Origin of the sequence: Klebsiella sp. K-Nf6 (genome assembly GCF_002806655.1) — a bacterium.
Taxonomy (GTDB): domain Bacteria; phylum Pseudomonadota; class Gammaproteobacteria; order Enterobacterales; family Enterobacteriaceae; genus Klebsiella; species Klebsiella variicola.
Genome location: NZ_PIBN01000008.1, coordinates 207315 through 224668, shown reverse-complemented (window position 1 = coordinate 224668; position 17354 = coordinate 207315). Strand labels below are relative to the sequence as shown.

14 protein-coding genes and 1 pseudogene are annotated in these 17354 nt (G+C 60.5%); 9 read left to right on the top strand and 6 right to left on the bottom strand.

Annotation, left to right across the window (positions count from 1 at the left end):
* Window positions 1-9 precede the first annotated feature (9 nt).
* The gene (locus CWM61_RS15700; RefSeq protein ID WP_100631523.1) at window positions 10-1041 is read left to right on the top strand and encodes a Gfo/Idh/MocA family protein; all 1032 of its coding nucleotides are present in this window, start codon (window positions 10-12) and stop codon (window positions 1039-1041) included.
* 383 nt (window positions 1042-1424) lie between these two features.
* Here CWM61_RS15700 and CWM61_RS15690 read toward each other — a convergent pair whose 3' ends face one another.
* Window positions 1425-2432: a Gfo/Idh/MocA family oxidoreductase gene (locus tag CWM61_RS15690; protein WP_074386663.1), complete on the bottom strand. Its 1008-nt coding sequence runs from the start codon at window positions 2430-2432 to the stop codon at window positions 1425-1427.
* A gap of 101 nt (window positions 2433-2533) precedes the next feature.
* On the opposite strand from CWM61_RS15690, the gene CWM61_RS15685 reads away from it, so the two are divergent.
* The 5 genes and pseudogenes from CWM61_RS15685 to CWM61_RS15665 all read left to right on the top strand — a co-directional run bounded on the left by CWM61_RS15685 (window position 2534) and on the right by CWM61_RS15665 (window position 8261).
* Complete coding sequence (locus CWM61_RS15685; protein ID WP_040187963.1) at window positions 2534-3553, top strand: LacI family DNA-binding transcriptional regulator; 1020 nt, start codon at window positions 2534-2536, stop codon at window positions 3551-3553.
* A 430-nt stretch (window positions 3554-3983) separates the two neighbouring features.
* On the top strand, window positions 3984-4907 hold the full coding sequence (locus tag CWM61_RS15680) for a sugar ABC transporter substrate-binding protein (protein WP_002892597.1): 924 nt from the start codon (window positions 3984-3986) through the stop codon (window positions 4905-4907).
* A 32-nt stretch (window positions 4908-4939) separates the two neighbouring features.
* Window positions 4940-6424: a sugar ABC transporter ATP-binding protein gene (locus tag CWM61_RS15675; protein ID WP_004202401.1), complete on the top strand. Its 1485-nt coding sequence runs from the start codon at window positions 4940-4942 to the stop codon at window positions 6422-6424.
* Window positions 6425-6443: 19 nt separating this feature from the next.
* Window positions 6444-7466, top strand: a complete 1023-nt coding sequence (locus CWM61_RS15670; protein WP_004152946.1) for an ABC transporter permease — start codon at window positions 6444-6446, stop codon at window positions 7464-7466.
* A gap of 185 nt (window positions 7467-7651) precedes the next feature.
* Window positions 7652-8261, top strand: a pseudogene (locus CWM61_RS15665) (hypothetical protein).
* A 47-nt stretch (window positions 8262-8308) separates the two neighbouring features.
* Here the strand turns inward: CWM61_RS15665 and CWM61_RS15660 are convergent.
* The 5 genes from CWM61_RS15660 to CWM61_RS15640 all read right to left on the bottom strand — a co-directional run bounded on the left by CWM61_RS15660 (window position 8309) and on the right by CWM61_RS15640 (window position 14825).
* On the bottom strand, window positions 8309-9319 hold the full coding sequence (locus CWM61_RS15660; RefSeq protein WP_165785275.1) for a LacI family DNA-binding transcriptional regulator: 1011 nt from the start codon (window positions 9317-9319) through the stop codon (window positions 8309-8311).
* Window positions 9320-9342: 23 nt separating this feature from the next.
* Window positions 9343-10743, bottom strand: a complete 1401-nt coding sequence (locus tag CWM61_RS15655; RefSeq protein ID WP_100631520.1) for a sucrose-6-phosphate hydrolase — start codon at window positions 10741-10743, stop codon at window positions 9343-9345.
* Window positions 10743-12113, bottom strand: coding sequence for a sucrose-specific PTS transporter subunit IIBC (locus CWM61_RS15650; RefSeq protein ID WP_061155459.1), 1371 nt, complete (start codon window positions 12111-12113; stop codon window positions 10743-10745). Before CWM61_RS15650 ends, CWM61_RS15655 begins: the two co-directional genes overlap by 1 nt.
* A 104-nt stretch (window positions 12114-12217) precedes the next feature.
* Window positions 12218-13735 (bottom strand): carbohydrate porin, encoded by a 1518-nt coding sequence (locus CWM61_RS15645; protein WP_074386691.1) that lies wholly within the window; start codon window positions 13733-13735, stop codon window positions 12218-12220.
* Window positions 13736-13901: 166 nt separating this feature from the next.
* On the bottom strand, window positions 13902-14825 hold the full coding sequence (locus tag CWM61_RS15640; protein WP_100631519.1) for an aminoimidazole riboside kinase: 924 nt from the start codon (window positions 14823-14825) through the stop codon (window positions 13902-13904).
* Between the two features lie 238 nt (window positions 14826-15063).
* Here CWM61_RS15640 and CWM61_RS15635 point away from each other — a divergent pair, with 238 nt between their 5' ends.
* The 3 genes from CWM61_RS15635 to CWM61_RS15625 all read left to right on the top strand — a co-directional run bounded on the left by CWM61_RS15635 (window position 15064) and on the right by CWM61_RS15625 (window position 17326).
* Window positions 15064-15705 carry a helix-turn-helix domain-containing protein gene (locus CWM61_RS15635; protein ID WP_165785273.1) on the top strand — a complete coding sequence of 214 codons (642 nt, stop codon included), beginning with the start codon at window positions 15064-15066 and terminating at the stop codon, window positions 15703-15705.
* A 134-nt stretch (window positions 15706-15839) separates the two neighbouring features.
* Complete coding sequence (locus CWM61_RS15630; RefSeq protein ID WP_008805501.1) at window positions 15840-16184, top strand: DUF3302 domain-containing protein; 345 nt, start codon at window positions 15840-15842, stop codon at window positions 16182-16184.
* Window positions 16184-17326, top strand: coding sequence for an HlyD family secretion protein (locus tag CWM61_RS15625; RefSeq protein ID WP_002892697.1), 1143 nt, complete (start codon window positions 16184-16186; stop codon window positions 17324-17326). Before CWM61_RS15630 ends, CWM61_RS15625 begins: the two co-directional genes overlap by 1 nt.
* The last annotated feature ends 28 nt before the right edge of the window (window positions 17327-17354 follow it).

Here is a 17354-nt window from a genome sequence, read left to right as displayed (position 1 = left end):
GGAGCCGCTATGTTTCCCTCACACTTACCGATCCCGCGCCGGCCGGCGGCGCAGAGCATTCCCATCCTGCGCTGGGGCATTATCGGTCCTGGCTGGATCGCCGAGCGCTTTGTTCATGCATTGAAAACCTACAGCCGGCAGCAGGTGGTGGCGGTGGCCTCCCGCAGCCAGGCGAAGGCCGACCGGGTGGCCGCGGAATGGGGGATCCCCCAGGCTTACGGCCAGGTGGAGGAGATGCTGGCACGCCCGGATATTGATGCGGTGTATATTGCAACGCCGCACAACCATCACTTTCCCGACGGCATGCAGGGGCTGAAGGCGGGTAAACACGTGCTGATTGAGAAGCCCTTCGCGCTCAACCTCGGCGAAGGGCGTGAGCTGCAGGCCGAAGCCACCCGGCAGGGGAGAGTCGCGCTGGAGGCGATGTGGTGCGATTACGCGCCGAAATATGATGTGATCCGCCAGTTGCTGGAGGATGGGGCGCTCGGCGACCTGCATACCCTGCTGGCCGATCACGGCGAGTATTTCACCCCCGACCACCGTATCTTCAATGCCGACCTTGCCGGCGGGCCGATGATGGACCTCGGCAGCTATTTAACCTCGTTTGCGCTGATGGTGGGCGGCATGCCGCAGGAGATTGTCGCCCGCGGCAGCGCCACGGCGGAGGGGCTTAACGGTCAGACGTCGATGCTGTTCGGCTGGCAGAACGGGATGCAGGGCTTGTTAAACACCACGTTATTCAGCAACACGCCGGGCGGGGCGGTGGTGGCCGGACGCCAGGCGACCCTGACGCTCGACGGCCAGTTCTATGCCCCCGGCGGCTTCACGCTCGCCGCCAGCCAGGGTGGACAGGCGCTGCGCTGGGAAGAGCCGCGCAATCGCTACGACCAGCTGTTCTGGCAGGCGGAGCATTTTGCCTGGTGCATCGGGCAGGGGTTGCAGGACTCGCCGCTGCGGCCGCTCAGTCGGGTGCTGCAGAATCTGCAGGTGATGGATGAGGTGCGGCGCCAGGTGGGCGCGGTGTTTAACGAAGAACGCTAAGGGTTGGCCGGGCTTTGGTTTGCAGACAGCGCGAGCGTATCTGCCATTGTCCGGCGCCAGGACGCGTACGATGCCGGATGTCTGTTGCCCGGCGGCGCTGCGCTTGCACGGGCCTACGATATCTATGCAACCGTTTGATATTACAGTGTATTAATGCCTGTGTTATGTAGGCCGGGCAAGGCGTCGCCGCCGCCCGGCATAAAAGCGGCTCCGCGCCCGCTGTCCTTGCCCGGCGGCGCTGCGCTTGCACGGGCCTGGGATATCTATGCAACCGTTTGATACTACAGTGTATTAATGCCTGTGTTCTGTAGGCCGGGCAAGGCGTCGCCGCCGCCCGGCATAAAGGCTGGTACAGCGCCTGATTGCGGTTGCCTTACACCCGCTCAGCAACAGTCGTCGACGGCGACAAACTGGCCGCGCTGCAGGGACTGAATCGCCGCTTCGGCAATGGCCTGCGCCTGCAGGCCGTCCAGCAAGCCGGGCAGGTCGGCCACGGTTTCACCATTCAGGGTGCGAATAAAGGCGTCAAGATGCTGATAATAAGATCCTTGTACCCGGCTGAACCAGTCCGGCCACAGGCCCGGCTCAATGCGCTGATTGCCGCGCCACAGGGTAGGGCCCGCCGGCGACTGGCTGCCGGACTCCAGCGCGCCTTCGGCGCCCAGCAGCGTGATCCGTTCATCGTACCCGTGGCCGGTGCGGCGGGTGTTGTCCAGCTGCGCCAGCGCGCCGCCGCGCATCTGCATCATCAGGATAGAGGTGTCGACATCGCCAAATTCGGCGATGTCCGGCAGGGCCAGCGCCGCGCCCATCGCCGCCACGGTGCGCACTTCATCGCCAGTGAGAAAGCGCAGGAGATCGAAGAAGTGGATCGCCTGATCGCGCATCTGGCCGCCGGAGCTGCGCAGATAATCGAGCGGCGGCATGCTGGAGGCGCGGCAGACCATCTGCACCAGCTCGACCCGGCCGATCAGCCCTTGCTCCAGCTGGCGGCGGAGCTGCTGATGGCTGCTGTCGAAGCGCCGGTTAAAGCCGACAGTCACCGGCACATTCAGGGGGAGCACCCGCTCCACCACCTCGCGGGCGCGCGCCAGGGAGAGGTCGATCGGTTTTTCGCAATAGACCGCCTTGCCCGCCCGGGCGGCGGCTTCCAGCAGTTCGGCATGTGACGGGGTTGAACTGGCGATCAGCACCGCGTCGATGGCGTCGCTATGGATCGCCTCGCTCACTGTCACCGCCCGGGCGCCATAGCGGGCGGCCAGCGCCTGGGCGCGCTCCGGGGCGGCGTCGGCCACCATCGTCAGCGCACTTCCTTCATGACGGGCAAGACTGGCGGCATGAACCTGACCGATAAAACCACTGCCTACCAGGGCAAAACGTTTGCAGATCATTTTTTTCTCCAGAATGGCGAGGGGACGTTGCCACCATAATCGGTTTGCTAAACTCACTGACACTGCCGTTTTGATGGATTTCCATCATGAAGAGAGGGGCGATGAAAAACATTTCACTGGCGATGCTGGCCAGACAGATTGGCGTCGGCGTGGCCACCGTTGACCGGGTGCTGAACGAACGCGGCGGCGTATCGCCGCAGACCACCCGCAAAGTGCTGCAGGCGGCGCGCGAGGCGGGGCTGAAGCGGATCCTGCCGGAGGAGCACCGCTTTCCCTGGCAGGTTGAGGTCTTTCTCAGCAGCAATGACTCGTTCTTCTTTCCCCAGCTGGCGCAGGATTTTGCCGCCGTGGCGGATAGCCTCGGCTATCGCCGTTTGACCCTGCACCGCACCTTTGTCCCGGAGTCGCAGCCGACGACGCTGGCCCGGCGCATTGTGCGCAGCTGCCAGCAGCGTCAGGGGATCATCGTCTTCGGCAATGACCATCCCGCGGTGCACGACGCGCTGCGCCGCTGCCGGGAGGCGGGCGTCCCGGCGATCACCCTGGCGACGGACCTGCCCGGCGCCGACCGACTCTGCCACGTGGGGATCAATCAGCTGCAGGCTGGCCGCACGGCGGGGTTAATGCTGGGGAGAATGACGCCGCGGCCCGGCGAGGTGCTGATGGTCAGCGGCCGGCAAGATTACAGCGCGCATCGCCTGCGCATTCAGGGGTTTCGCGAGGTGCTGAGCCAGCGCTTTCCCCACCTGCAGCTCAGCGACGTGCTGGCGGGTGAGGAGCGGCGGGAGCAGATCACTCGCCTCGTGGAGCAAGCCCTGTGCCGCAGCCGGAATATTGTTGGGATCTATAACACCGGGCTTGGCAATACCCAGATTGCCGAGGCGCTGGCCCGCCACCGCCGCGAAGGCGACGTCTGCTGGATCACCCATGAGCGTTACAACACCACCCGGCAGCAGCTGGCGAAGGGGAGTCTGGCGTTAACGCTCGATCAGAACACCCGCCAGCACGCCCAGCTGGCGATCGACCTGATGCTGCGCCATCTGGAGTCCGGCTACCAGCCGCAAACCTATGCCGACGGTAAAGTCGACTTTATCCTCTACAGCGCCGAAAACGTCGACTGAGTCGGTCGGCGTATCCCCTCCTGACCGCATGACTATCCCTGGCGGGTAAATACCAGCCTGGCGGGGAAGCGATCGCTTCAAAGCGTTGTCTGCCTCTCATTTTTCGCTCATTTATGCGGCAATGTTAGATGTCTGTCAAAATTCTGTTACTGCATGGTTTTAAAATTTTCATTTCAGTTATTTACTTATAAAAGTTTCAAATGTCTTGTTAATGAAATAAATGGTCTGAAATCCAGAGTGCGGTGTAAATGGACTGACGTTTCAAAAAAGTGATGATAAAACAGCCGTTATTTGTGATTTAGATCACGAGGGAGTGCGAGAGGATCCGCAGTGCCGTCGACATCGCAGCAGACATTTGCCGCAACGTAACTGAAATTAATTTTTCATTTTGTTTCATTCACCGGCGTACCTACAAAATCAAGGATCAACTATGAATATTAAGAAAACGATTGTTGCCTCTTTGTTAGCCTGCATGCTGCCTGCGGTGGTTATGGCAAAAGACGTCTCTATTGGCGTCTCCATGGCGCTGTTTGACGATAACTTCCTGACGATCCTGCGGACCTCGATGCAAAAAGAGATGAAAAAAGATGGGGTTAAATCGCAGATCGAGGACGCGAAAGGGGATGTCTCCCAGCAGCTGCAGCAGGTGCAAAACTTTATCGGCCAGGGGGTGGACGCCATTATCGTCAACCCGGTGGATACCAATGCGGTGAAACCGATCATGGATCAGGCCACCAAAGCCGGGATCCCGCTGGTGTTTGTGAACCGTCGCCCGCAGGCGGAGCTGACCGACAAGATGGCCTATGTGGGGTCGGACTCCATCCTTGCTGGCCGTCTGCAGATGGAAGCGCTGGCGAAAGCGATGAACGGTAAGGGTAATGTGGCGATCCTGCTCGGCGACCTGGCGAATGAATCTACCCGTGACCGCACCAAAGGGGTGGAAGAGGTGGTGGCGAAATACCCGAACATCAAAATCGTCCAGAAGCAGACCGCGAAATTTACCCGCAATGACGCGGTGGACGTGGTCAGCAACTGGATGACCAGCGGTGAGGATATCCAGGCCATCGCCTCCAACAACGATGAAATGGCGATCGGCGCCCTGCAGGCACTGGGCAAAAACCCGAACCATATTCTCATCGCTGGTGTGGATGGCACCCCGGATGCGCTGCAGATGCTGAAGAGCGGCAAAATGATCGCCACCATCTTCCAGGATGCGAAAGGCCAGGGGGAAGGCGCAGTCGACGCGGCCATCAAGCTGGCGAACGGCGAGAAAGTGGAAAAAATCATCGACGTGCCGTATCAGCTGATCACCAAAGAGAACATGGCTGAATTTACTAACCGTAATCAGAAATAGTCCTGGCCAACCCGTGGTACGGAGGTGGATGTATGAACGCTTTTGCACTTGAAGCCGAAGGTATCAGTAAGTTCTTCCCCGGCGTGAAGGCGCTCGATAATGTCTCATTGCGCGTGCGTCCGGGAACGGTGCATGCCCTGATGGGCGAGAACGGCGCCGGCAAATCCACGCTGATGAAGTGCCTGATCGGTATCTATCGTCCCGATAAAGGATCGATTCGCGTGAAAGGGGAGCCGGTGGAGTTTACCGACACCATGGATGCGCTGCGCTCGGGGATCTCGATGATCCACCAGGAGCTCAATCTGGTGCCGCATATGACGGTGGCGGAGAATATCTGGCTGGGGCGCGAGCCGATGAAGTACGGCTTTGTCGACCACGGCCAGCTGACCCGCCAGACCCAGGCGCTGCTGGACAAGCTTAATATCCGCTTAACCGCCGACCGGCTGGTGGGTGACCTGAGCATCGCCGCCCAGCAGATGGTGGAGATTGCCAAAGCGGTCTCGTGGAATGCGGATATCGTGATCATGGATGAGCCCACCTCGGCGCTGACCGAAGGCGAGGTGGCTCACCTGTTCACCATCATCCGTGACCTGCGCGCTCAGGGCAAAGCGATCATCTATATCAGCCATAAAATGGATGAGATCTTTGCCATCACCGATGAGATCAGCGTCTTTCGCGATGGCACCTGGGTGGGCAGCAAAAACACCACCGAATTTACCCGCCAGTCGCTGATCACCCAGATGGTGGGCCGCGAATTAACCCAGCTGTTCCCGAAATTTAATAACACCATCGGCGAAGAGGTGCTGACGGTGCGCAACCTGACGCGCCAGGGCGTGTTCCATGACGTCAGCTTTACTGTACGCCGCGGTGAAATCCTTGGTGTGGCCGGGCTGGTGGGCGCCGGGCGCAGCGAGGTGATGGAAAGCCTGTTCGGTATGGAGCGCTTCGACAGCGGCGAAGTGCTGATCGACGGGGCGCCGGTGACCATTGATTCCCCCTCCGTGGCGATTGAAAAGGGGATGGCGCTATTAACCGAAGACCGCAAAAAGTCGGGCCTGTTTCTGGTGCTGTCGGTGCTGGAAAATATGAGTATCGTCAAAATGCCGGAATATATCGGCAAGAGCGGTTTTGTCCAGCACGTGAAAATGGCCGAAGACTGCATGGAGCAAATTCGCCGGCTCAATATTAAAACGCCGACGATGGATCAAATTATTAATAACCTCAGCGGGGGGAATCAGCAAAAAGTCCTGATTGCGCGCTGGCTGTTAGCGCAACCGAAAATCTTAATTCTCGATGAGCCGACCCGCGGTATCGACGTCGGGGCGAAGGCGGAGATTTATCATCTGATCAGTGAACTGGCGAATCGGGGGGTGGCGGTCATTATGGTCTCCTCTGAGCTGCCGGAAATCCTTGGCATGAGTGATCGGGTTATGGTGATGCATGAAGGCCGTATCACCGGCATCCTGGAAAAAGACGAAGCCGACCAGGAAACCATTTTGTCGTTGGCATCCCATTGAGGCACAGAGAATGAGTAATATGAAATTAACGGCGGCTCCGGCCAGCGAGGGTTCCTCCTTCTTCGCTAATTTGCGGCATAAAATGCCGAAAGATACCGGCATCTTTGTGGTGATGCTGGTGATTGCCCTGACTTTTGAAATTGCCGGCTGGTATGTTCGCGACCAGTCGTTCCTGCTCAATACCAACCGCCTGGTGCTGATTGTGCTGCAGGTGGCGATCATCGGCATCATCGCCGTCGGCGTCACCCAGGTGATCATTACCACCGGGATTGACCTCTCCTCCGGCTCGGTTATCGCCCTTGCGGCGGTGGTGGCGGCGAGCCTGGCGCAAACTTCCGACAGCCTGTCGCCGATGTTCCCGGCGCTGGTCAACCTGCCGGCGGTGATCCCCATTTGCGCGGGGATCGGCGTCGGCCTGCTGTGCGGGCTGACCAACGGTTTTCTGGTGACGCGGACCGGTATTCCGCCGTTTATTGCCACCCTCGGGATGATGGTTTCGGCGCGCGGTCTGGCGCAGTATTACACCCAGGGCAACCCGATCAGCTTCCTCTCCGACAGCTTTACGGCGATAGGCCAGGGGGCGATGCCGGTGATTATCTTCTTCGTGATCGCCGCCGTGTTTCACATTGCGCTGAAGCATACCCGTTATGGCAAATATGTGTATGCCATCGGCGGCAACATGACCTCGGCCAAAGTGTCCGGCATCAACGTGAATAAGTACCTGGTGATTGTCTACACCATCGCCGGGGCGCTCTCCGGGCTGGCGGGGGTGGTGCTGGCGGCGCGCGTCAGCAGCGGCCAGTCGAGCATGGGGATGTCCTACGAGCTGGACGCGATTGCCGCCGCGGTGATCGGCGGCAGCAGCTTAATGGGCGGGGTGGGGCGCATTACCGGCACCCTGATTGGCGCGATGATCCTTGGTCTGATCAAAAGCGGTTTTACCTTTGTCGGCGTCGATGCCTACGTGCAGGATATTATTAAGGGCATCATTATCGTCGCGGCGGTGACCATCGACATGCGTCGCAACCGGAAAAAACACTAATCTTATCAACGGGCGGCAGCGGCGAAGGATGTCGTTGCCGCCCGTCCTGTCCAGAAATAAACAAAATACGCCCCGCCAGGCGCGGCCTGTCTGTTTTGCCCACGCGGCTCATCCTGTACAGTTTTGCCACTTCCGTTGTCTATTCGTCAGGGGGCCCATGCGTGGCCTCCGGTTTCTGGAGTCGTATGAATACACCATCCGTCGTCAAATCCTCGCCGCTCTGGCGACCGGCAAGCAGGGGCATTATCGTCACGCTGATCGCCGGACTGGCGATCCTGGCGCTCGGTCGGGGCGTGAATTTGCCGGCCAGAGAGGTTTACCGTGAGATGCAGACCCGCCAACTGGAGGAAGATGCGCAGTGGGTGGCGCAACGCCTTGAGCGGCGAATGAACACGCCGGCGCCGCAGCGGGAAGCCGCCTGGCCGTTGGCGGCGATGCGCGCCGAACTCCATACCCTCGCCCGGCAGCGGCATTATCAACTGCTGCTGGTGAATGGCGACGGGCATCTGCTGGCGGCGTCGCATGCGCTGCCGGCCAGCGTACTGGCCCAGGTGCAGGCGCAGTTCCCCAGGGAGATGCAGCCGCCGCTGTTCGGCAGCCACTACCAGACTATCCAGCCTTTCGCCCCGCACCAGCGGATGTTAACCCGCGCGCTGAACGGCGAGGCGGGACTGACGGGCTGGAATCTGGTGGTGCTGGCGCCGGACGGCGGATTGCCCTCGTTACTGATGGCTTACCGCTGGCCGGTGACGATCGGCCTGGGCATGCTGTTTGCCGGCGCGCTGCTGGCGGTGAGGCAGGCGGCGCGCGCCCGGCGAAAACGCTGATTGCCGATGGCGTCGTCAGGGATGGCGAAACTGCAGGGTGGCGGGCAGGTAGCGCTGGAGCGGCTCCGGCGCCTGGCCGTCGATCAGCTGGCTGAGCAGATCGTAGCAGTGCCAGGCCAGCTGGCGATTATCCTGCTGCACGGTATCAATGCGCAGAGAAAGCGAATCATACAGGTAGTGATCGTCGAAGCTGGCGAGATGAATATTGGAGTCCAGCAGATGATGCTGGCTCATGTAGCGCAGTACCCCTTCGAGCAGTCCGCAGGCCGCGGTAAACAAGGCCTTCGGCGGACGTCCCAGCCGCGCGCAGAGCGCCGCGAACATCTCATAGCCGGAGCTGGGGTGATAGTTGCCGTTGATCACCCACTCAGGGCGCAGCGTGACCCCCGCCTGGGTCAGGCCTTGCGTGAACCCCGCCAGTCGGTCGCGCGACGGCGACAGCCGCGGCTGTCCGCCCAGAAACCAGAACTCGTCCGCATGCTGAGGCGCAATGCGGGAGATCAGCTCGGCGGTTGGGGTCACCGAGTCGGTCATCACCAGCGGCAGGGCGCTGTCGCTGGGGGAGCGGTCAAACAGCACCACCGGCAGCTGTTCGCTGAGCTTCAGGTAGTCGGCATCGCTGTGCATGCACGAGGCGACGATCAGACCGTCGACCTGGCGGGCAATCATATTATTGACCACCACGCTCTCCTGGCCGGGGTTTTCGTCGGTGCAGGAGATAAGCAGCTGCACGCCGGCTTCCCGGCAGAGCGTCTCAAGCTCATGGGAGAAAACGGCAAACCCGTAGTTGGTGATCTCCGGTACCACCAGGCCAATGGTATGGCTGCGGTTATCGCGCAGCGAGCGCGCATGAATGCTGGGCTGATAGTGCTGCTCGCGGGCGATCGTCAGCACGCGCTCGCGCGTCTCCTGCGCCACGCGCAGCTCTTTGCCACGGCCGTTGAGCACCAGACTGGCGGTCGCTTTGGAGACGCCCGCCAGTTCGGCGATATCTTTGATAGTTACGCGTTTGGTTTTCATCACCACTCAGGAGCCTGAAAGCAAAACGCTTATACTACCATGCATGGCCGCAGCAGCCAGCGGCAGAATGCCACCGGCGTCGCACCGCTGAAGATTAACTGCCCCGGATAGCCCGGGAAGAAGCGGCTGCTCATCACCCCTTCGCCATCGTTGATGAAAATTTCCACGCTGGAGCGGTCGATAAAGATCCGCAGGCGCCGCGCTTCGCCGCGCCAGTAGCGGTGATGCATCTCGGCGGTCTGCAGCCCGCGGCGCGACAGACGCAGGCCGTCGCGGTTGACGGTGAGCTGCAGGGCGCCGGCAAAGTCCAGCCCCAGCGTACTGTTGGGGGCGATGTCAAAGGCCAGCTCCATCGGGGCGAGGGGCAGGGTCTGCCCGCGCCAGCCCTGGGCTTCCTCGCGCAGAGCGGCCAGCTCGCGCAGCGGGCGCTGATACAGGGTGCCCGCCTGCCACTCCAGCTCGCGCACGCAGGTCATCTGGTGGATCCATCCCTGTGCGCGGGTGGGTTGATGCATCTCTTCCCCGTCCGGGACGCCCATCCAACCGACCAGCAGGCGGCGGCCATCCTCGGCCAGCATGGTCTGCGGCGCGTAGAACTCAAACCCGCTGTCCAGTTCGTGCAGCGGGCCGTGGTCGAAGGTGCCGCGTTCGGCGTCGAAGCGGCCTGCCATCCACACCGCCGGATAGGTATTGAGAAAGCGCTGCGCTTCGCGGGCCAGCCCCTGCGGGCAGCAGATCAGCAGGTGGGTATCCGCCAGCGGAAAGAGATCCGGGCACTCCCACATATAGCCGCCGTTCGCCAGACCGTTAACGCCATGTCCGGCGATCTCGCCCACCAGGCGCCACTCCCGCAGATCGCTGGCGGTAAACAGCAGCACTTTACCGTGCTGTTGCAAATCCTGCGCCCCGAGGACCATGTACCAGCGCCCGTCCTGCTGCCACACCTTGGGGTCGCGCACATGGCCGGTGTAACCGTCAGGGAGCGGCAGCACTGGCCCCAGCTTGCGGAAGGTGCCATCGGCATTCTCTGTCGCCAGGCACTGCCAGGCGGTGCGCCCGCCGTCGGGGAATTTCACGTTGCCGGTGTAGCACAGAGTCAGGGTGCCCTCGAACTCGACCGCGCTGCCGGAGTAGCAGCCGTTGCGGTCATACTCTTCGTCCGGCATCAGAGCGATAGGTTCATGCCGCCAGTGCAGCAGATCGGCAGAGCTCCAGTGTCCCCAGCACTTATAGGTATGGTCGCAGGCGAGCGGGTTCCACTGATAAAACAGGTGGTAACGCCCGGCGACCTGGCAAAAGCCGTTGGGATCGTTCAGCAGTCCGCTAACCGGCGCCAGATGCCATTGCGGATAATGGCTGTCGGCCAGCGCCTGCGGCTGGCCCTGCATAACGGCCTGCAGGATCGCAGGCAGGCGTGACGGTAATGACATTATTCAGCGTCCGTTTTGTATTTCAGCGTCAGAGAAAGCATGAAGGCCACGGCGAAGGCGATCGCCATACCGATAATGTAGTTCAGCAGCGAACTGGCCTGCACGATGGCCATCCCCGGGATCGCCGTCAGGCCCACCGCGGTCATGTAGACGTGCATCGACACCACCCAGGCGCCGCCGGCAGCACCGCCCACCAGCGCGGCGATGAACGGCTTCACGAAGCGCAGGTTAATCCCGAAGATTGCCGCTTCCGTGATCCCCAGCATCGCCGAAAACGCCGATGGCAGGGAGATGGCTTTGATTTTGGCATCTTTGGTTTTAAACCACACCGCAAAGCAGGCGCCGCCCTGAGCGACGTTGGCCATCGCCCAGATCGGCAGCAGGAAGTTGACGCCAATCGATGGGTTGCCCAGCAGACCCGCCTCGATGGCGTGGAAGCTGTGATGGATACCGGTGATGACGATCACCGAGTAGAGGCCGCCGAACAGCAGTCCCGCCAGCCAGCCGGCGTGGCTGATAAGCGTGCTGAGGATAAACGAAATGCCGTCGCCGAGCGCACGACCGGCCGGGCCGATCAGCAGCAGGGCGATAAAGCCGGAGATAATTACCGTCAGGAACGGGGTGAGGATCAGGTCCAGCGCGTCAGGGATAACGCGGCGCAGCTGTTTTTCGACAATGCTCATAAACCACACCGCCAGCAGCACCGGGAAGACGGTGCCCTGGTAGCCGATCATCGCCACTTCGATACCGAAGAAATTCATGGTGTGGAAGCCGGCGGCGACGCCCCAGGCGTTGGTCAGCGCCGGGTGGGTCAGGATCCCGCCGAGGGTCGCGCCCAGATAAGGGTTACCGCCAAATTCGCGGGCGGCGGTAAAGCCGATCAGGATCGGCAGAATGATAAACGCCGCCGAGCTGCACATATCCAGCATGATATAGATAGCGTTGCTCGGGTCGACCCAGCCGTAGGTTTTCACCATCCCCAGCAGGCCCATCAGCAGGCCGGAGGCGACGATGGCGGGAATGATCGGTACGAAAATGTTGGACAGCAGGCGGGCGATGCGCTGGAACGGGTTCAGCTTTTTCGCGGCCAGGTCGGCGGCTTCGGATTTGCTTGATTCGCTGATGCCTGCGGCCTGGATAAAGGCGGCATAGACTTTATTGACCACCCCGGTACCGAAGATGATCTGCATCTGTCCAGCATTGCGAAAGCAGCCTTTCACCCCGTCGATTTTGCCAATGGCCTGTTGGTCGGCGAGCGCGTCGTCGACCAGCACCAGCCGCAGGCGGGTGGCGCAGTGCGCGGCGCTGGCGATATTTTCCTTGCCGCCCAGCAGGGGAAGCAGTGAGCGGGAAATCTGATCAAAATCCATAGTACCCTCTGAATGCATGATGATATGGCGTGGGCGGTGCCGGCCGTGGCAGGCACCGCGAACCTTATATTTATGTGTTACTTACCCTGTCGTCCGGGTTACCGTCAGAACCAGGTCTCCATTTGCATACCGAACGACCATTCGCCGCCCGATTTGAACCCGTTGCTGCCTAATGCATCATCGTTGGCGTAGTTATCCAGTTTTTTGCTCCAGTCCATCCACGATGTATAGAAGCGGATCTCCGGACGCGAGAAGAAGTCGCCGATGCTGCCCACCTTGAAGGTTGGGGCGAAGGTCAGCTTGTAGAAGCTGCCGTTCACCGCGTGGCGATCGTTGTAGCCTTCAGGCTGCAGATCCATGTACTGATAGCTGCCCTCCCAGGCGAGGGCGAAGTTCTGCGTCACTTCCTGAATCAGACGCAGGTTGAGAGTGGCCCACTGATAGCTGTCGCCATCGACATAACGATCTTTACTGCTCTGCGCCAGCACGGCCGGGGCAATAAACCAGCGATCGCTCAGCGGCGTCGTGCCGTAGCTGGCGAAGCGCCAGGTATTGGCCCCCGGGCGCAGCGCACCGTCGGAGCCGATGCCTTTAACCTCGGCGCCCAGCCCGTGGCCATACAGCAGGGCCGTTTTGCTGGTCCCGTCGCGCAGGCCATAGAAGCTCTCATTGTGCAGGCCCAGCAGAGCATGGACCCCGGTGTTAGCGGCATCGCCTTTCACCAGATTGCCGTTCGTGTCCTGGCGTTCGTCATTATCTTTCGCCCGCATCCCGCTGACCATCATCTGCACCGGGCCGACAAAGTTATTCATGCTGACGATATAGTTCTGCACGCTGTTGCTGCTGTCAGCGATATCGCCAAAGTTGCGGCCGTATAACGAGAAGTTGCTGCGCAGGCTGTCGTTCCATTTCACGTCGTAGATCCCGCCGCCGGTCCCGGCGAGGAACACCACATCCGAGTCAATCCAGTGGATGTCGAAGTTGTCGCGGTCAAAGCGTTTCCCGGCCCACAGGGTCGAGCCTTTGAACGGTCCTTCGAAGGTCGGCAGGTTGCCCAGCTCGACAAACGCCTGGCGCACGTTCAGGTCGCTGCTGCTTGCCGTCCAGTCGTTATAGGTGGTCTGCCCGTCGGCCACCATCACTTTGAAACGGGTGGTTGCCCCGTTGTCCAGGGTCTGCTTATGTTCGAGGTTCATTTCCACATAGGTGTCGGCCTGGTTACCCAGACGACCAATGGCGCCACCGGTCTCCCCGGCGGGGGTCATATAAGCGCCGGATTTGGTGCTGGCGGCCGAGTCGTTCATGATCACGCCGGAACGGGCATAGCCGTGGAACTCAAAGCCGCCAGGCCGTTCGGCTTTTTCTTCCAGCTGAGTGGTGCGCTTGGCCACCTGCTGGGTGGTGACCTGGGTTTGCTGCTGCTGCTGGGTTAACTGCTGAACTTTCTGCTCCGCCGAGGCGGCACGGCTTTCGGCAGTGCTGGCGCGGGTTTCGGCGTCCTGCAGGCGTTTTTCCAGGGCGGCGAGACGCGCTTCAATGCTGTTCAGGTCTGTCTGCCCATGGGCGGCGGCGGTGCCGGTTAGCAAAGCAATAAGAATGGCTAACTTCCGTTTTTTATACATGCTGTTGACATCCAAAGGTGAAAATCAGTGAGTGTGCTAACTTTTGCTAAACCGGTTTAGTTAATATGGTAAACATGTCAGTAACGCGGTGAAAATAAAAATTGCTAAACCGGTTTAAGAATTGTGATGTCGCCAGCAAAGTGGGCCGTTAGCCGGCCCAACGGGATCACAGCGAGCGCTGAAGATCGTCCCTGAACGGCAGGGCGGTCATGGCGCCTTTGGCGGTGGTGGCCAGCGCGCCGCAGGTTTGCGCCAGCGTAAGGTCGGGAGCCAGCGCGGCGAGGTTGTCAGGGATACCGTGGGCGGCGAGGCCGGCGAGCAGCCCGGCGACAAAGGCATCGCCGGCGCCGGTGGTATCAACGGCCACCACCGGGCGAGCGGGGAAGTGGCTAACCTGCCCGCGCAGGGCGGCCTGGACCCCCGCTTTGCCCTGGGTCACCAGCAGCAGCGTCGGCTGGAAGCGGGCATTGAGGCGGGCGATGCCGCTGACGATGTCGTCACTGCCGCTGACAAAGGCCAGCTCCTCTTCCGAGAGTTTTATGGCGTCGGCGAGGGCCAGCGCCCGGTCGAGACAGTCACGCAGGTCCTGCGGATCCTGCCACAGGTCGCTGCGGATATTGGGGTCGAAGCTGACATAGCCCCCGGCGCGTTTTATCGCCTCCATTGCCGCGAATGCCGTGCTGCGGCTTGGCTCCGCGCTGAGGGCGATGGAGCAGACGTGCAGCCACTGGCCGGCGGCAAACGGCGGGAGATCCTCGGGCTGAAGAAACAGATCGGCGCTCGGACGGACCATAAAGGTAAAGGTGCGCTCCCCGTGCTGATCGAGATCGACCACCACCGTGGAGGTGCGCTGCGCGGCGTCGAGGCGCATATAATTCACATCGACCTTCTCCTGCGCCAGGGTGTGACGCATAAAGCGGCCGAAGGGATCGTCGCCGACGCGGCCAATAAAGCCGCTGTCGCCGCCGAGCCGCGCCACGCCGACCGCGACGTTGGCTGGCGCACCGCCAGGGCATTGCAGCAGGCGGCCCTCTCCATCGGGCAGGAGATCGACGACCGCATCGCCGAGTACCCAGATTTTTCCATTCATTCGACAAACTCCTCTTAGCTAAACTCTATTAAACCGGTTTAGCTAATTAAAGCATAGCCCACCGGTAAGCGGAACGATCGGGTCACGAAACAGGGAGGCGAGGGTAAAAAATGTGACCAAGGCGGAATATTTCGCCACTCCAGATCTGGACTTTTCCTTCCCCACCCGCTTAGGTATAGTTCAACAGGTCGCGGTTAGCCCCACCGCGGTGGCCAAAGGTAAAGGAGTGCGCAGCGCGATGAACCCCAGTTTTGGCGATATTTACGATCGGTACCAGAAGCTGACGCTGACCACGCATCTGCCGGCGGTGATCGCCTGCAGTGAACCCCTGAGCCTGAGCAAAGATCAGGGCTTTATTCCGCAGTCGGGCTATCTCTATTTTTTGCTGCAGGGGCAAATGACGCTGGCCTTTGGCGATGAGCAGAACCTGATCGGCATTGTTATCGCGCATATGCCGTTAGGATTACTGGAACATTATTGTCCGTCGGTCGCGCTCTATTATCAGTGCCTGGGCGAGTGCCAGCTGGCGAAAATAACCGCCAGCGATTTTGAGCGAATATTCTTTCATTCGTCGCCGGGCTATATGCAAGAGCTGACCACGATCCTGGCCTATATGGGCATATTTGCCCTTGATGCCCACTATGAACGCGGCAGCCAGACCAGTTTTCAGACCATTAAATCGATGCTGTCGCGCTATTTATATCGCAGCGAAATTGATGGTGGTCAGCATGAAAGCCTGTCGGCATTTATTATTAAACGAACCAATCTCTCGCGCAGCTATGTGTACCAGGTGCTGGCCGCGCTGCGCGAGGGGGGATATATCACGGTGAAAAAAGGCAAGCTGATCTCCATCGACCGTCATATTCCTGAGAAATTCTGAACCCGATTCGGCAGATTGACGCCATCACGTTGCTATCACCGCCAGGGAAAGCGCTAAGCGCGCTTTTTCCCCGGCCCCGTTACGTCTGAATCTGGCTGTTTTATTAAGTTAACCTTTCACTCTGGAGTTATTTTATGACCCTGGATTATGTTGCGCTGGCCATTCTGATCGCCGTGGCCTTAATACTGTTTTATGGCGTGATTGTTATTCACGATATTCCTTACGAAATTGCCAAAGAGCGGCGCCATCCTCATCAGGATGCGATTCATTATGCCGGCTGGGTCAGCTTATTTACCTTGCACGCCCTGTGGCCTTTGTTATGGATCTGGGCAACGCTGTGGCGCGAAGATCGCGGGTGGGGAATGCGCCACATTGCCGACGATCAGCAGGCGCTGCATCAGCGTCTGGAAACGGTGGTCCAGCAACTGGAACAGGTCCAGCGCGAGGTGGCTGCGCTGAAAGCGGAGGAGGCAAACTAATGGAAACGTTAATGTTACTGACCTACGCCGCGCTGTGCATCGTGGTGTTTAAAGTCTTCCGCATCCCGCTCAATAAGTGGACCGTACCGACGGCGGTGCTCGGCGGTATCGCCCTGATTGGCGCGGTGATCTTCGGGATGAACTACAACTTCCCCTATACCGACGTTGGTAACCAGGTGTTTCGTACCGTGCCGATTGTGTCGCAGGTGCGCGGCCGGGTGCAGAGCGTACCGGTGAAGCCTAACCAGATGCTGCATAAGGGCGATGTGCTGTTTACCCTCGACCCGACGCCGTTCCAGGCAAAAGTAGACGATCTGCAGGCGCAGATAAAAGCGGCCAGTCAGGATGCGCTCTCCTTAAACGCGGCGTTAAGCCAGGCGCAGGCCGAGCTGAGCAGAGCGGTGGCCCAGCGCGACCAGTCGCGGCGGGAATATGCCCGCTATCGGGAGGGTCATGCCCAGGGCGCCTTCTCCGATCAAATGGTTGATACCCGTCTGCAGACGTGGAAGGCCGATGAAGCCAGCGTCAGCGCGGCTCAGGCAAAGGTGGTGCAGGCGCGCAACGCGCTGGACTCGGTGGTGAAGGGCAAAAATACCACCGTGGCCTCCCTGCTGGCGCAGCTGCAAAAGGCGCAGTTTCAGCTGGAGAACACCGTCGTCCGTGCCCCGGAGGATGGCTATGTCAGTACCGTCGGCTTACGGCCGGGCACCATGTCCACTGCCCTGGGGATGATCCCGCTGATGACCTTTGTGCCGGTGGAGGGCGCCGCCTCGCGGGAGTACGTCGCGGCATTTCGCCAGAACGCCCTGCAGCGTCTGCACAAAGGCGAGCCCGCGGAGCTGATGTTTCCGGCCATCCCGGGCACCGTCTTTCGCGGAGAAGTGGCCGACGTGCTGCCGGCGATTGGCGAGAGTCAGTTTCAGGGGCAGGGCAAATTGCTGACCACAGACGCGCTCAATACCCATGGCCGGGCGCTGGTGGTGCTGAAGGTGACCGATCCGCGATTTGCCGAATACGCTCTGCCGCAGGGGGCCACCCTTGAGGCGGCGGTCTACTCGGATCACCTGAAAGAGCTGTCGCTGATCCGGAAGATCCTGATCCGCATGAAGAGCTGGGAAAACTATATCTATCTCGATCACTAAGCCAGCGGGCGCGGGGCGGACGTGACGC

Excerpts from the sequence above, each read along its gene's own strand:
- CWM61_RS15700 (WP_100631523.1), top strand. The coding sequence starts at position 10 with ATGTTTCCCTCACACTTACCGATCCCGCGCCGGCCGGCGGCGCAGAGC.
- CWM61_RS15690 (WP_074386663.1), bottom strand. The coding sequence starts at position 2,432 with ATGATCTGCAAACGTTTTGCCCTGGTAGGCAGTGGTTTTATCGGTCAG.
- CWM61_RS15685 (WP_040187963.1), top strand. The coding sequence starts at position 2,534 with ATGAAAAACATTTCACTGGCGATGCTGGCCAGACAGATTGGCGTCGGC.
- CWM61_RS15680 (WP_002892597.1), top strand. The coding sequence starts at position 3,984 with ATGAATATTAAGAAAACGATTGTTGCCTCTTTGTTAGCCTGCATGCTG.
- CWM61_RS15675 (WP_004202401.1), top strand. The coding sequence starts at position 4,940 with ATGAACGCTTTTGCACTTGAAGCCGAAGGTATCAGTAAGTTCTTCCCC.
- CWM61_RS15670 (WP_004152946.1), top strand. The coding sequence starts at position 6,444 with ATGAAATTAACGGCGGCTCCGGCCAGCGAGGGTTCCTCCTTCTTCGCT.
- CWM61_RS15655 (WP_100631520.1), bottom strand. The coding sequence starts at position 10,743 with ATGTCATTACCGTCACGCCTGCCTGCGATCCTGCAGGCCGTTATGCAG.
- CWM61_RS15650 (WP_061155459.1), bottom strand. The coding sequence starts at position 12,113 with ATGGATTTTGATCAGATTTCCCGCTCACTGCTTCCCCTGCTGGGCGGC.
- CWM61_RS15645 (WP_074386691.1), bottom strand. The coding sequence starts at position 13,735 with ATGTATAAAAAACGGAAGTTAGCCATTCTTATTGCTTTGCTAACCGGC.
- CWM61_RS15640 (WP_100631519.1), bottom strand. The coding sequence starts at position 14,825 with ATGAATGGAAAAATCTGGGTACTCGGCGATGCGGTCGTCGATCTCCTG.
- CWM61_RS15635 (WP_165785273.1), top strand. The coding sequence starts at position 15,064 with ATGAACCCCAGTTTTGGCGATATTTACGATCGGTACCAGAAGCTGACG.
- CWM61_RS15630 (WP_008805501.1), top strand. The coding sequence starts at position 15,840 with ATGACCCTGGATTATGTTGCGCTGGCCATTCTGATCGCCGTGGCCTTA.
- CWM61_RS15625 (WP_002892697.1), top strand. The coding sequence starts at position 16,184 with ATGGAAACGTTAATGTTACTGACCTACGCCGCGCTGTGCATCGTGGTG.